This window comes from Bordetella petrii (assembly GCF_020991325.1).
Taxonomy (GTDB): Bacteria; Pseudomonadota; Gammaproteobacteria; order Burkholderiales; family Burkholderiaceae_B; genus Bordetella_A; species Bordetella_A petrii_E.
Window position 1 is genome coordinate 1 of sequence record NZ_JAJMLX010000123.1, and the last position, 12,893, is coordinate 12,893.

A 12,893-nucleotide genomic window follows, 5' to 3' on the forward strand; every position below is an offset into this window, starting at 1 on the left:
GGCCGCGGCGCAGCACCTGGGGCGCGTCGCCCGTCAGGTCGACGACCGTGGTGGGCGCCTGCGGGCATGCCCCGGCATCGATCACGGCGGCCAGGTCGTGCGCGTAGCGTTCGCGGATGTCTTCGGCGTCGTTCAGGGCGTCTTCCTCGTCTTTCGGAATGAGCGTGGTCGACAGCAGCGGCGCGCCCACCTGCTCCAGCAGGGCCAGGGTAACGGCATGCTGCGGCACCCGGATACCGATGGTTTTGCGGGACGGGTGCGAAACCCGGCGCGGAACTTCGCGCGTGGCTTCCAGGATGAAGGTCCAGGGCCCCGGCGTGGCCGCCTTCAGCAAGCGGTACTGGCGGTTGTCGACTCGCGCGAACTGGCCGATTTCGGCCAGGTCGCGGCACAGCAGGGTCAGATGGTGGCGTTCGTCCAGGCCGCGCAGGCGCCGCAGCGCATCGGCGGCAGCCTTGTCGTCCAGGTGGGCCACGACGGCGTAGCTGGAATCGGTGGGGACCGCCACCAGCCCGCCGTCGCTGAGCCATTGGGCGGCCTGTTTCAGCAGGCGCGGCTGCGGATTGTCGGGGTGAACAGAGAAAAATAGGGCCATGAGGTTTATCCTAGCATCCTTGGCGCTTGCTCAGGAGAAACAACATGCGCATGGGTAGATCGCGGGAAAGCCAGAATATCGAAGACCGCCGCTCGCGTGGCCCTCGCCTGGGCGGGCGCGGTTCCATCGGTATCGGCACCATCGTGCTGGCGCTGGTGGCCATTTATTTCGGCGTAGACCCCTCCGTGGTGCTGCAGATGGCCGAAGGCCCCGCCCCTGTCGAGCAGCAGGCGCCCGCGCAGCCGCCGGCCAACGATCCCCAGGCCCAGTTCGTGGCACGGGTGCTGGGCGAAACCGAAGACGTCTGGGGCGCGCTGTTCACGGAAAGGCTCAACCGCCAGTATGCGCCGCCGCGGCTGGTGCTGTTCCGCGGCGCCACGCCCACCGCCTGCGGCACCGGCCAGGCCGCCATGGGCCCGTTCTATTGCCCCGCCGACAGCAAGGTGTATATAGACCTGAGCTTCTTCGACGAAATGGAGCGCCGCCTGAACGCGCCGGGCGATTTCGCGCAGGCCTATGTCATTGCGCATGAAGTAGGCCACCACGTACAGCACTTGCTGGGCATCGCCGAACAAGTCGACCGCCTGCGCCAGCGCAACCCCGGGCAAAGCAACGCGCTGTCGGTGCGCATGGAATTGCAGGCCGACTGCCTGGCCGGCGTCTGGGCCTACCATGCCGACCAGGCCCGCAACATACTGGAAAGCGGCGACATCGAAGAAGGCCTGAATGCCGCCTCGGCCATCGGCGACGACACGCTGCAAAAACAAGGCCAGGGCTATGTCGTGCCCGACGCCTTCACGCATGGATCCTCAGCGCAGCGCGTGCGTTGGTTCAAGCGCGGGCTGGACGGCGGCGACATGCGCCAGTGCGATACGTTCTCGACCGACACGCTTTGAAACCACGGGGCCGGATACGCGCCCCGTGTTCTTGTAAGATTACGCCCCTTCGCGATTTTCGCCCCCGCGCGCCGCGCGCCGAACGGGCGGACCGCCTACAAGACCAAGACAAACCACGACAACGGCCCATGGCCAATACGCAAGCCCCACTTATTACCGCAGCCGAAGTCCGCGACATTCTGGCTGAACCCAAGGAAACCGCCAGGCCCGTCGCCTGGGTTCACCGGCCCGCGCCTGGCCAGGTGCAATGGATGGAATTCGCCTCGGCCTGCCGGCTGCGCGGCGAGACTCGCGACGACATCATCTTCCGCGCCGTGTATCGTCCCGCCCGCACGGCCGTGCATGGCCAGGCCGTGATCGCGCTGGCGGAAACCTGCTCGGCCAGCCTGTTCATCGGCCCGCACCGCGTGCTGGGCGTGGACACCGGCCATACTTTCCACACCAATCTGGTCGGCAAGGGCCGCCGGCACCATGGCGGCGTGCTCACGGGACGCACACACCGGCACCTGTGGCACGAAGACGGCGAAGGCTATGCCGAACCCGTCGAGCCCGGCCTGGACGATATCGCGGCCCTGATCCCGTATTTCCTGAAACAGGCCAACCTGGCCCTGCCGGGAGGCTTCGCGCACCCCCTGAAGGGCCGCCAGATCGAGTTGCTGATATGACGCCGTTCCTGCAAGCCGCGGGCTGGACAGTCCTGCCCGCGGGCGACCACGCGGTATGCGCCATTACGCCGGTGGCCATGGGCCTGGACGGCCAGCACGCCGCATTTTTCATCGCCCGGCCGGACGACGAGACATTCTGCCTGACCGACGCCGGCGAATCGGCCATGCACGCGGCCAGCTACGGTGTCGAGCTGAATGCAAAGCGCCTGGACCAACTGAACCAGGCACCCGGCATTACCTTGGCCCGCTTCGACAAATCGGGCGCCATCGTCGCCAGCGGGCCGGCCGGACAGTTGCAGCAAGCCCTGTGGGAAGCCGTCAAACTGGCAACCGCCCTGGCTTGCCAATGCCCGCAATGGATGCCGAAATTCAGCCGCCTGCGCTTTCGCGCCGAAGTGGGACGCGCCCTGGCCGACGCCGTGGGCAACCGGCTGATCCAGGGCGCGAAGGCGCAGGCCAGCAGCGGCCACATCGCGGAATTCGCCTACGCCGTGCGCAGCGCCGCCGGGGCCTCGCTGACTTATATAGAGCCCATCGGCCTGAAATCCGGCAAGAAGATGGACTGGGCCCAGGTGTACCAGACCCACGGCAAGATGGCCGACGTAAAAATGGCGGACTCCAACAACAGCCGGCTGGTCATCCTGGAAGAAGGCGCGGCCGCCGAAGAGTTCAACAAAGCCGTATCCATACTGGAACAATCCGCCACGGTGCGCCCGCTGGGCAAGGCGCGCAGTTGGGCCGAGATCTTCGCCGATTGACGGATCACATAAGAGCAAGCGTGCCGGCGGCGCCAGGACCCGGGGGCCTGGGATGCGGGCGCGCTAGCTAGCTGACCACTCCGGTCAGCGCGTCGACAATCGCGCAGCCATGACTGATGGCTTCATGCACGGCCTCGCGGGGGCTGTAGACGAAGCTGCCGTCGGCAAAACTGGGAACCACGTATTCGTCGCCCGCTTCCTGGACGGAATCGGCCTGCACCACGAAAACGGATGCAGTAAAGACGGGAGACCCCGGCGCATTTGCCTTGCTGTCTGGGGCGCCCCGGGCGACTTTGGCCGTCAGCCGGTACCCCTTGTAGATCAGATTATTTTGATGCACTAAAAGGCCCTCACTAGGGCCAGCATACCGCGCATTTCGTCACAGCTTTGATAAGTTTTGTAACGACCCGCCTGATCAAGCGCGGACGCGGCGGCCGGCGGGCAAATATCCATGGGGCGGAAGCAAAGAGTTGCCATTCAGTGATTGGAATCAATATCCGCTACAATTGATAATCGTTTTCATTCTTGATTGTTGCCGGAGGTCTCGTGCCTATTGCCACACAGCAAGTTGAAGCCGCTCATCGCCAGAATGTCCTGAACCTGTACCGCGAGCATCATGGCTGGCTGGAAGCCGTATTGCGCCGCAAACTGGGCAACCGCGATGACGCCGCGGACCTGGCCCAGGATACCTTCGAGCGGGTGATGAAAACCCCCGAGCGTAACGAACTGCGCGAGCCCCGCAGCTATCTCAGCGCCATTGCCAACAATTTGATGCGCAACCGGTTTCGGCGCGCGGCGCTGGAACGCGCCTACCTGGAGGCGCTGGCCGCCCGGCCGGAACTGACCGCGCCCTCTCCCGAAACGCAACGGCTGCTGATCGAGGCGCTGGAGGCAGTCTACACGGTGCTGGACGGCATGCCCGCGCGCACGCGGCGGATTTTCCTGATGGCCCAACTGGAAGACATGCCCTACAAAGACATCGCGGCGGAGTTGCAAGTGACGGTCAACGTCGTGCAAAAAGCCGTCATCAGCGGCTTGCAGCATTGCTATATGGCTGTTTATGCATGACCAGGCCGGCGGGCTGAGGGCCTTGTTCGCGCCGCTGGACAGCGCGCCGCGCAAACTGCCCCGGGTAGTGATAGAGCAGGCGGCCGAATGGGTGGCCTGCCTTCAGTGTGAAGACAGCCCGTCCGCGCGGCAGGCCTGTGCGCATTGGCGCGCCGCGCACCCCGACCATGAGTGCGCCTGGCAGCGCATGAGCGCCCTGGCGCTGGACCTGGGTTCCACGCGCGCATACTCGGACCCGGCCTTGGTCAGCACCACGCTGGACCGGGCCGCCGCGCGCGACAGCCGCCGCAACGCCATCAAATTGGCCCTGTTGGCCGCCGGGTTTTCCACCGTGGGCTGGCGCGCGGCGGAAACCTTCGGGCCGCAGTGGCTGGCCGAACACAGCACCGACACGGGCGAACGGCGGACCCTTACCCTGGCCGATGGCACTCAGGTCGTGCTGAATACCCGCACCGCCATCGACGTGGAAATCAACGATTCAGTGCGCCAGGTCCGGCTGCGGCGCGGCGAAATCCTGGTCACCACGGCCCCGGACCCACGCCACCGTCCATTCTATGTCCACACCTCAAGCGGCACGCTGCATCCGATAGGTACCCGCTTCACTGCACGCCAGTTCGACGACGAAGACCAGAGCGTGCGAGTTGCCGTGCTGGAAGGGTCGGTAGAGGTCACGCCCAAGGCGCGCCCCGGCATGGCGTCGCTGGTGCGCATGGGCGAGTCGCTATGTTTCGACGCGCACCGGATCCTGCCGGCCCGGACCCTGGACACCCCGGCCACCGAAACCGCCTGGGACCAGGGCATGATGGTGGCCAACCGCATGCCATTGGCGCGCTTCGCCCGGGAACTGGGGCGCTATCGCACCGGGGTGCTGCGATGTGAACCCAAAGCAGCGCAACTGGCGGTGACGGGCGCCTTTCCCGTGGATGACACCGACGCCGCGCTGCGCATGCTGGAAGAAGTGCTGCCTGTGCGGGTGTCGTATCACACGCGCTACTGGGTCAGCATCCACGCGGCCTGAGGGCCGTTCGGCCAGAAGCGTTGCGCAGGCCGGCGCCGGAAAAATTGTAACGGCCAGGCAGATTCCTGATTTTCGCGTGTCCTGTGTGTGTGGATGCCGCAATGCGGCGCCCCCCATACCTATATAAATCGCGACAGGAAAAACCATCATGGCATCCAGCCAGCAACGGCTCGCGGCCGGTTGCGTCGAATCGCAACTGCGCATGCCCCCCTGCGAAACACCCTTCCGCCAACGCGCCCTGCGGCGCGGCGTACTGGCCGCGCTGCACCTGGCGTGTGGCACGGCCTTCATGGCCTACGCTCCCCAGCACGCCAGTGCCCAGCCCGCGAATGCCGCGCAGGTACAGCGGCAATACGACATTCCGGCGGGCCCGCTGGACAATGCCCTGAGCGCGCTGGGCGCGGCGGCGGGCGTCATGGTGGCGGCAGACCCGGCGCTGACAGCGGGCCAGCGCACGCAGGGCCTGAAGGGCAGCTATACGGTGGCCGATGGACTGGCGCGTTTGCTGGCCGGCACATCGTTGGAAGCTGTGCCCGGCCGTAACGGCGGCTATGTGCTGCGCCGCCGCCCCGCCTCCGCCGGAGGCATCAGCACACTGGAGCCGGTGACGGTGGCTGGCGCCGTGGAAACCGCCTGGAGCCGCGTGGACAGCGTCGTGGCCACGCGCAGCGCCGCGGGCACCAAGACCGACACCCCGCTGATCGAAACCCCGCAGTCCATTTCCGTCATTACCCGCAAGCAGCTCGACGACCAGAAGCCGCGCAGCGTGTCGGAAGCGCTGAACTACACGCCCGGTGTGTTCACCGGCCTGGTCGGCGCCACGAACCGCTATGACTACGTGGCGCTGCGCGGCTTCAATGACAATAGTGTCGACAACATCCTGCTCGATGGCCTGCGCACCCTGAGCGACCAGGGCAGCTATACCGCGACTCAGATCGACCCGTACTTCCTGGAGCGTGCCGATGTGCTGCGCGGTCCGGCCTCGGTACTGTACGGGCGCTCGTCGCCCGGCGGCGTTGTCGCGCTGACCAGCAAGCAGCCCACCTACGAGCCATATCGCCAGGCGGAAGTCACCTTCGGCAACCGCAATCGCTATGAAGCCGGGGTGGACTTGTCCGGGCCGGTAGACGAGGCGGGCAAGGTCGCCTATCGCGTCACCGCCATGGGCCGCAAACTGGACACCCAGTTCGACTATGTGAAAGAAGAGCGCTACGGTATTGCGCCATCGCTGAACATCAACTTCAGCGACCGCACCCGGTTGCTGCTGCAGGCCTATCTACAGCACGACCCCGAAGGCAACTACCATGGCGCCGTACCCGCCGATGCCAGCGTCACCAACACCCACAACGGGCACCGCGTGCCGCGCAGCTTTTTCGACGGCGACCCCACGGCGAACAAGTACGAGCGCACCCAGAAGATGCTGGGTTATCAGTTCGAGCATGAATTCAACGACCAGGTGACCTTCCGCCAGAACTTCCGCCACCTGTGGACGGACGTGGAACTGGAGCAGGTATACGGTTACGGCTGGGCGGGTCCCGACACGCTTACCCGCTACTACGCCGGCGCGCACGAAAAAATGCGGGCCTACACCATCGACAACCAGCTGGAAGGCAAATTCCAGACCGGCGCATTGAAGCACACCCTGCTGGGCGGCCTGGACTACCAACGGCGCAAGCTGGATGGATACTGGGCGTCTGGCGGCGCCGACCCCATCAATGTGCTGGATCCGCAGTACGGCGATCCGAACCTGGTGGGCGTGGTGGAAGATCCGGTGGATCGCCAACTGGAACAGACCGGCGTGTATCTGCAGGACCAGATCGCCTGGAACAAGTGGCGCTTCACACTGGGCATGCGCTACGACGATGCCCGCGTCACCAACGAGTACGCCGGCGCCGCGGCCAGCTGGGAAGGCTCGAAGGTGACCAAGCGCGCCGGCGCGGTTTATCTGTTCGAGAACGGCATCGCCCCCTATGTGAGCTACGCCGACGGCTTCAACCCCAGCATACGCACGGACCAGCAAGGCCAACTGCTGGAACCGGCCACCAGCGAACAGTATGAAGCCGGCATCCGCTATCAGCCGCCCGGCGGCAACAGCTACATTTCGGCCGCCGTGTACCAGTTGACGCAGGACAGCGTGGCGTCCCGCGCACCCACCCAGGCGTACTACGAGCCCTCTGGCAAGGTACGTTCGCGCGGCCTGGAACTGGAGCTGCGGTCGGAACTGACGGACAACCTGTCGCTGATCGCCAGCTACACCCTGAACAACATGACGTTCCGGGAATCGGCCGAGGGCTACGAGGGCAACACCCCCTACCAGGCCCCCAAGCACATGGCGTCGGCCTGGCTGGACTGGCAGTTCACTCCGGGAGTCACGCTGGGCACCGGCGTGCGGTACGTGGGCACCAGTTGGGTCAGCAACGCCAACACACTGAAAGTGGACCCCTACACCCTGGTGGACATGATGGTGCACGTGGACCTGGGCCGTTTCGCGCCCGCCTTGAAGGGCAGCAGCCTGCGCCTGGCGGCCACGAACCTGTTCGACAAGACTTACGTTGCTTCGTGCATCAGCATCGAGAACTGCTACTGGGGCGAGGCCCGCAACGTCATGGCCACGCTTTCATATCAGTGGTAGCAGCGCGCGTTGCGCTGCCTGGACTCGCCGGCCGGGGAATGGCCCCGACGGGCATGAGCATTTGGAGACCCGAAGTGAGAAACACGGAAACTTGCGACTTCATTGCTATCGGGCTGGGGCCCTTCAACCTCAGCCTGGCCTGCCTGGCCGATCCCATCGACGGCCTGCAGGGCATTTTCCTGGAGCGCAATGCGACCTTCGATTGGCATCCCGGCATGCTGATCGACAACACCACCCTGCAGAACCCGTTCCTGGCAGACCTGGTCAGCCTGGCCGACCCGCAGAGCCCGTTCAGCTTCCTGAACTACTGCAAGCAGGAAGGGAAGATCTACTCGTACTACATCCGCGAGAATTTCTACCTGACGCGCGCGGAATACAACCGCTACTGCAAATGGGCCATCGCGCGCCTGCGCAGCATCCGCTTCGGCCACGAAGTGCGCGACATCAGCTACGACAGCCAGCAACAGCACTATGTGGTGACCGGCGTGCACGGCCCCGGGCAGGAACCGTTTGTGTATCGCTGCCGCAAGCTGGTGCTGGGCGTGGGTTCGGTGCCCGCGTTCCCGCCCTGCTGCCGCGACACCGGACACCGCTACCTGCATTCGGCCGACTACATCCGCCAGAAACGGCAGCTGCAGCAGCGCAACAGCATCACCATCGTGGGCAGCGGCCAAAGCGCCGCGGAAATCTACTACGACCTGCTGAAATCCAGCGATGAGCACGGCTACACGCTGAGCTGGATCACCCGCTCGCCGCGCTTTTTCCAGATGGAGAACACCAAGCTCACGCTGGAAATGATATCGCCGGACTATATCGACTACTTCTACAACCTGCCCGACTCCACCAAGATGGAGATCATCGGCAAGCAGGACAGTTTGTACAAGGGCGTGAATGCCAGCCTGATCAACCAGATCTACGACCTGCTGGACGACCGCCGGCGCCAGGGCAGGCTGCGCACCCATCTGATCACCAACTGCGAAGTGCAGGCATGCCGCTACGACGCGGCCCTGGACCGCTACGAAGTGGATTTCGAACAGATCGACTACCACGCCCGCTACACCCATCGCACGGATACCGTTCTGTTCGCCACCGGCTACCACCAGAACATCCCCGCTTTCATATCCGGCATACGCGACCGCATACGCTGGGACAGCCACGGACGCTACCGCCTGTCGCGCAACTACGCGGCCGACCTGAACGGCAACGAGATATTCGTGCAGAACGCCGGCATGCACACCCACGGCCTGACCAACCCCGACCTGGGCATGAGTTGCTACCGCAACTCATGCATCATCCGCGAGCTGACCGGCGTCGAGCACTACAAGATCGAGCAGCGCATCGCGCTGCAAGACTTCAGCGTGCCCCACGACGAACACTTCGTGCGCATCCCGGAGCACGCATGACGCTGAAAGCCCACATCATCATCATGACCGCGTTCGCGGTCGTGAGCGATGCGATCCTGATCCCCTTCTATCCGCAATTCTTCCAGCTGCGGTATGGCATGGACAGCTCGGTGCACGTTGGCGCCTATGTGGCGGCGATATCCATCGCCGTCATGTGCACCCTGCCCCTGTGGGCCCGCGTGGCGCGCCGCGTCGAACCCCTGCACCTGCTGGTGTGGACACAATTGGCGGCCGGTACGTTCAGCGTATTGAGCAACTGGGCGCCCGACGTCGTGTGGTACTGGGTGCTGTCCATGCTGATGTTCATGTGCAAGAGCAGCTACCTGCTGATGTACCCCTACCTGATGCGGCTGACTCCCAAGGAAACCCATGCCAGCGTGGTGGGCATCCTGTCGGTGGTGGTGCACTTCGGGGCGATTTTCGGCGCCGTGGTGGGCGGTTTCGTGCTGCAGACCTGGGGAACCACGGGCAGCATCATGGCCATGGCGGCCGGCGACTTCTTCCAGATGGCGGTGTGTGTCCACCTGATACGCAGCGGCAAGATCGTGCGCGTCAGCCAGCGGGCCGATACCCTCGCCGCGCCAGCCGCGCCGGCCCTGCCCCTGATGGCAGCCTGGCGTGCCAGGCTGCCCATTCTACGCCTGGCGCTGGTGATGCTGGTGTTCGACTTCGGCTGCTTCGTGATCCGCCCGTTCTTCTCGGTGCATTGGCAGGCCATCAGCAGCCATGCATCGGAACTGGCGTCGGGCGCGGTATTTGCCATACCCGGCGTGCTGGCCATCATCGCGCTGCGCGTTCATGCCTGGATACGCAAGCGCTCGGGCAAGCTGCCCGACCATACCCTGGGCAACCTGCTGCTGGGCGTCGCGGGCCTGTTGATGCAGGCCGCGCCAGACCCCACCCTGGTCGTGGTTGGCCGCTGCATCTATGGCTGGGCCATTTTCCAGATCATCGTGAAGCTGGAGGTAAACCTGTTCCGCCTGAGCACCCCGGACCGCTATGCGCAGGACTACGCCGTAACGAACTTCTTCCAGAACCTGGGCGTGCTGCTGTCCTCGTTCGCCGCCGGCGCCATCGTCAGCCGTTTCGGCCTGTATATGCCGTTCTTGGTAGGCGCCGCGGCCTTCGTGCTGACCGCCCTGCTCGACCGCCTGATCCTGAAGGTTCCCAGCGCCGCGCACAGCGACCCTGATACCCGCGCGGCATCCACCCCCGACCTGGAGGCTTCCCCCCATGCCAGCTGACACCCCAGTATTCACCGTGCACCGGCGCGGCGATGGCAAGCCCGCCTACCTGGACGAAGAAGGTTTTGCCGTGCGCATGCTGCAAATACCGCGAGACGTTCCCGTGCTGCATGACTGGTTCACCCGCGACTACGCCACGTTCTGGCTGATGCAGGACAAAAGCCGGGACGAGATCCAGCAGATCTACCAGGCGCTGATGGATTCCGGCCATGCCACCGCCTACCTGGCCATGCGCAACGGGCAGCCCGCGTTCATGGCGGAATGCTACGACCCCTTCCACGACCGCATCCGCCAGCACTATGCGCCGCAGCCAGGCGACCTGGGCATGCATTTTTTCGTGGGCCCGGCCCACACCCCGATACCCGGCTACACCCGGTCGGTGTTCCGTGCCCTGATGCGGTTCATGTTCGTGCACCTGGGCGCCCGCCGCATCGTGGTCGAACCCGACGCCAACAACCGCAAGATCCATGTCCTGAACCGGTCCATGGGATTTGTCTATGACCGCAACGTGCCCTTCGAAGAGAAGATCGCCAGCCTAGCCTTCTGCACGCGCGCGCAATTCGAGCAAGCCGTGCAGGCCACCCTGGAGGAAGTCCAACCATGAATTCCGCTACCCTGAGCCAACTGTCGCAGCAACCCGAGCTGGCCGCCACCCACCTGACTCCCGAGTTGTGGGCGGCCAGCAACCGGCATCTGGTCCGCAAGGCCTTGTCGGAGTATTCGCATGAACTGATCCTGGTTCCCACACAGCAAGGGACGGCCGGCGAAGGACTGGATATCTACCAGGTACAGAGCGATGACGAACGCAGCACCTACACATTCGCCGCCCGAGTACTGGCGCTGCGCCACTGGCACATTGCCGCAGACTCCATCGTGCGCAAGCGCGACGGCCAGGAATTGCCCCTGGATGCGCTGCAATTCATCATCGACGTAAGGGGCCGCCTGGGCATCAAGGACGAACTGCTGCCGATCTACCTGGACGAGATCAGCAGCACGCTGTACGGCGCCGCCTACAAGCTGGCCAAGGCCGACGCGCCGGATGTCGCCGAGCTGGCGACGACGGACGACTTCCAGCGCATCGAGGTCGCCATGAGCGAGGGCCACCCCGGCTTCGTGGCCAATAACGGCCGCCTGGGATTCAACGCGGTGGACTACCGCGCCTATGCCCCCGAAGCGGGTACCGCGGTTCGCGTGATCTGGCTGGCGGTGCACAAGGACAACGCCACGTTCGCCAGCGTGCCCGGCCTGGACTACCAGCGCCTGATGCACGACGAATTGGGCCCCGATACCGTGGAACGCTTTACCGGCATCGTCCAAGGCCTGCAATGCGACCCGGCCGACTACTACTTCATGCCTGCGCACCCCTGGCAGTGGTACAACAAGTTGTCGATCGCGTTTGCTTCGTATGTATCGGCCCGCAAGATCATCTGCCTGGACTACGGCCAGGATGAATACCTGGCCCAGCAATCCATCCGCACGTTCTTCAACATCAGCGACCGCAGCAAGCATTATGTCAAGACATCGCTGTCCATCCTGAACATGGGCTTCATGCGCGGGCTGTCGCCCTACTACATGTCGGGCACGCCTGCCATCAATGATTACATCACCGGCCTGATCGAAGACGACGACTACCTGCGGGCCAACGGGTTCAGCACACTGCAGGAAGTGGCGTCGCTGGGTTTCAGGAATTACTACTACGAAGACGCTATCGCGGCCGACACGCCGTACAAGAAAATGTTCTCGGCCTTGTGGCGCGAGAACCCGCTGCAGCGGCTGCGCCGCGGCGAAAAACTGATGACCATGGCGGCCCTGCTGCACACCGACCGGCACGGCGCGGCGCTGCTGCCCGAACTGATAAGCCGTTCCGGGCTGACGGCGCAGGCGTGGCTGCGCCAGTACCTGCAGGCCTACCTGGCGCCGCTGCTGCACTGCTTCTACCGGCACGACCTGGTGTTCATGCCGCACGGCGAGAACCTGATCCTGGTGCTGGACAATTGCGTGCCGGTGCGCGCCATCATGAAGGACATCGCCGAAGAGTCCGCGGTGCTGAACATCGGCGCGCGCGACCAGATGCCGGACATCGTCAAGCGCCTGGCTGTCGACGTGCCCGACAACGTCAAGCTGCTGGCCATTTTCATCGACGTTTTCGATGGCGTGCTGCGCTACGTGAACCAGGTGCTGGTGGAAAACCGCTGCTGCGACGAAGACACGTTCTGGCAGGCCGTGGCGGATTGCGTGTCCGACTACCAGGAATCGCATCCCCAGTACGCGGCGAAGTATGCCGAATATGACATGTTCGCGCCGGAATTCCTGCATTCTTGCCTGAACCGCCTGCAACTGGGCAACAACCTGCAGATGGTCAACCTGGCCGACCCCGCCGCCAACCTTAAGATGGCGGGCAATCTGCAAAACCCGATAGCGCGTTTTCGCCGCGCGGCGGCGGCGGCAGGCACGGCACAAGCCATGCCAGCCGCGGTGACCGAGCCGGTGTAATGCTGCAGACCGCCCAGCGCGCCTGGATGCCGGAACCGGCATCGTCCGCCTCGGACTGGCAGGACCGCGGCGACCTGGACCGCCTGTTGGCGCGGGCCGGCCAGGCCCTACCCGGCCTGGC

The 12,893-nt window shown here is 64.6% G+C and carries 12 protein-coding genes; 10 read left to right on the plus strand and 2 right to left on the minus strand.

Annotated features, from left to right (window positions below; all coding sequences use genetic code 11):
* The coding region (locus LPZ50_RS13630; protein WP_230662014.1) for an L-threonylcarbamoyladenylate synthase at positions 1-595 on the minus strand (595 nt) is incomplete at its 3' end.
* Between the two features lie 44 nt (positions 596-639).
* On the opposite strand from LPZ50_RS13630, the gene LPZ50_RS13635 reads away from it, so the two are divergent.
* The 3 genes from LPZ50_RS13635 (at position 640) to LPZ50_RS13645 (ending at position 2,914) form a co-directional block, all read left to right on the plus strand.
* The gene (locus LPZ50_RS13635) at positions 640-1,491 is read left to right on the plus strand and encodes a neutral zinc metallopeptidase (RefSeq protein WP_230662015.1); all 852 of its coding nucleotides are present in this window, start codon (positions 640-642) and stop codon (positions 1,489-1,491) included.
* A gap of 128 nt (positions 1,492-1,619) precedes the next feature.
* Positions 1,620-2,156 (plus strand): hypothetical protein, encoded by a 537-nt coding sequence (locus tag LPZ50_RS13640; protein ID WP_230662016.1) that lies wholly within the window; start codon positions 1,620-1,622, stop codon positions 2,154-2,156.
* Positions 2,153-2,914, plus strand: a complete 762-nt coding sequence (locus LPZ50_RS13645) for a DUF1828 domain-containing protein (protein WP_230662017.1) — start codon at positions 2,153-2,155, stop codon at positions 2,912-2,914. The genes LPZ50_RS13640 and LPZ50_RS13645 overlap by 4 nt, the downstream gene beginning before the upstream one ends.
* Before the next feature lie 67 nt (positions 2,915-2,981).
* Here the strand turns inward: LPZ50_RS13645 and LPZ50_RS13650 are convergent, their stop codons facing one another.
* Positions 2,982-3,254 (minus strand): hypothetical protein, encoded by a 273-nt coding sequence (locus LPZ50_RS13650; protein ID WP_230662018.1) that lies wholly within the window; start codon positions 3,252-3,254, stop codon positions 2,982-2,984.
* Between the two features lie 206 nt (positions 3,255-3,460).
* On the opposite strand from LPZ50_RS13650, the gene LPZ50_RS13655 reads away from it, so the two are divergent.
* The 7 genes from LPZ50_RS13655 (at position 3,461) to LPZ50_RS13685 (ending at position 12,772) form a co-directional block, all read left to right on the plus strand.
* A complete protein-coding gene (locus LPZ50_RS13655; RefSeq protein ID WP_230662019.1) occupies positions 3,461-3,982 on the plus strand; it encodes a sigma-70 family RNA polymerase sigma factor in 522 nt (173 codons plus the stop codon).
* A complete protein-coding gene (locus tag LPZ50_RS13660; protein ID WP_230662020.1) occupies positions 3,975-5,000 on the plus strand; it encodes a FecR domain-containing protein in 1,026 nt (341 codons plus the stop codon). Before LPZ50_RS13655 ends, LPZ50_RS13660 begins: the two co-directional genes overlap by 8 nt.
* Positions 5,001-5,148: 148 nt before the next feature.
* Positions 5,149-7,632 (plus strand): TonB-dependent siderophore receptor, encoded by a 2,484-nt coding sequence (locus LPZ50_RS13665; RefSeq protein WP_230662021.1) that lies wholly within the window; start codon positions 5,149-5,151, stop codon positions 7,630-7,632.
* A gap of 74 nt (positions 7,633-7,706) precedes the next feature.
* On the plus strand, positions 7,707-9,035 hold the full coding sequence (locus tag LPZ50_RS13670) for a lysine N(6)-hydroxylase/L-ornithine N(5)-oxygenase family protein (protein WP_230662022.1): 1,329 nt from the start codon (positions 7,707-7,709) through the stop codon (positions 9,033-9,035).
* Positions 9,032-10,279, plus strand: a complete 1,248-nt coding sequence (locus tag LPZ50_RS13675) for an MFS transporter (RefSeq protein WP_230662023.1) — start codon at positions 9,032-9,034, stop codon at positions 10,277-10,279. The genes LPZ50_RS13670 and LPZ50_RS13675 overlap by 4 nt, the downstream gene beginning before the upstream one ends.
* Positions 10,269-10,883, plus strand: coding sequence for a GNAT family N-acetyltransferase (locus tag LPZ50_RS13680; protein WP_230662024.1), 615 nt, complete (start codon positions 10,269-10,271; stop codon positions 10,881-10,883). The genes LPZ50_RS13675 and LPZ50_RS13680 overlap by 11 nt, the downstream gene beginning before the upstream one ends.
* The gene (locus LPZ50_RS13685; RefSeq protein WP_230662025.1) at positions 10,880-12,772 is read left to right on the plus strand and encodes an IucA/IucC family protein; all 1,893 of its coding nucleotides are present in this window, start codon (positions 10,880-10,882) and stop codon (positions 12,770-12,772) included. The genes LPZ50_RS13680 and LPZ50_RS13685 overlap by 4 nt, the downstream gene beginning before the upstream one ends.
* Positions 12,773-12,893 lie beyond the last annotated feature (121 nt).

What these genes read in the sequence shown, in the direction of transcription:
- LPZ50_RS13635 (WP_230662015.1), top strand. Translation starts at nt 640, where the DNA reads ATGCGCATGGGTAGATCGCGGGAAAGCCAGAATATCGAAGACCGCCGC.
- LPZ50_RS13640 (WP_230662016.1), top strand. Translation starts at nt 1,620, where the DNA reads ATGGCCAATACGCAAGCCCCACTTATTACCGCAGCCGAAGTCCGCGAC.
- LPZ50_RS13645 (WP_230662017.1), top strand. Translation starts at nt 2,153, where the DNA reads ATGACGCCGTTCCTGCAAGCCGCGGGCTGGACAGTCCTGCCCGCGGGC.
- LPZ50_RS13660 (WP_230662020.1), top strand. Translation starts at nt 3,975, where the DNA reads ATGCATGACCAGGCCGGCGGGCTGAGGGCCTTGTTCGCGCCGCTGGAC.
- LPZ50_RS13665 (WP_230662021.1), top strand. Translation starts at nt 5,149, where the DNA reads ATGGCATCCAGCCAGCAACGGCTCGCGGCCGGTTGCGTCGAATCGCAA.
- LPZ50_RS13675 (WP_230662023.1), top strand. Translation starts at nt 9,032, where the DNA reads ATGACGCTGAAAGCCCACATCATCATCATGACCGCGTTCGCGGTCGTG.
- LPZ50_RS13680 (WP_230662024.1), top strand. Translation starts at nt 10,269, where the DNA reads ATGCCAGCTGACACCCCAGTATTCACCGTGCACCGGCGCGGCGATGGC.
- LPZ50_RS13685 (WP_230662025.1), top strand. Translation starts at nt 10,880, where the DNA reads ATGAATTCCGCTACCCTGAGCCAACTGTCGCAGCAACCCGAGCTGGCC.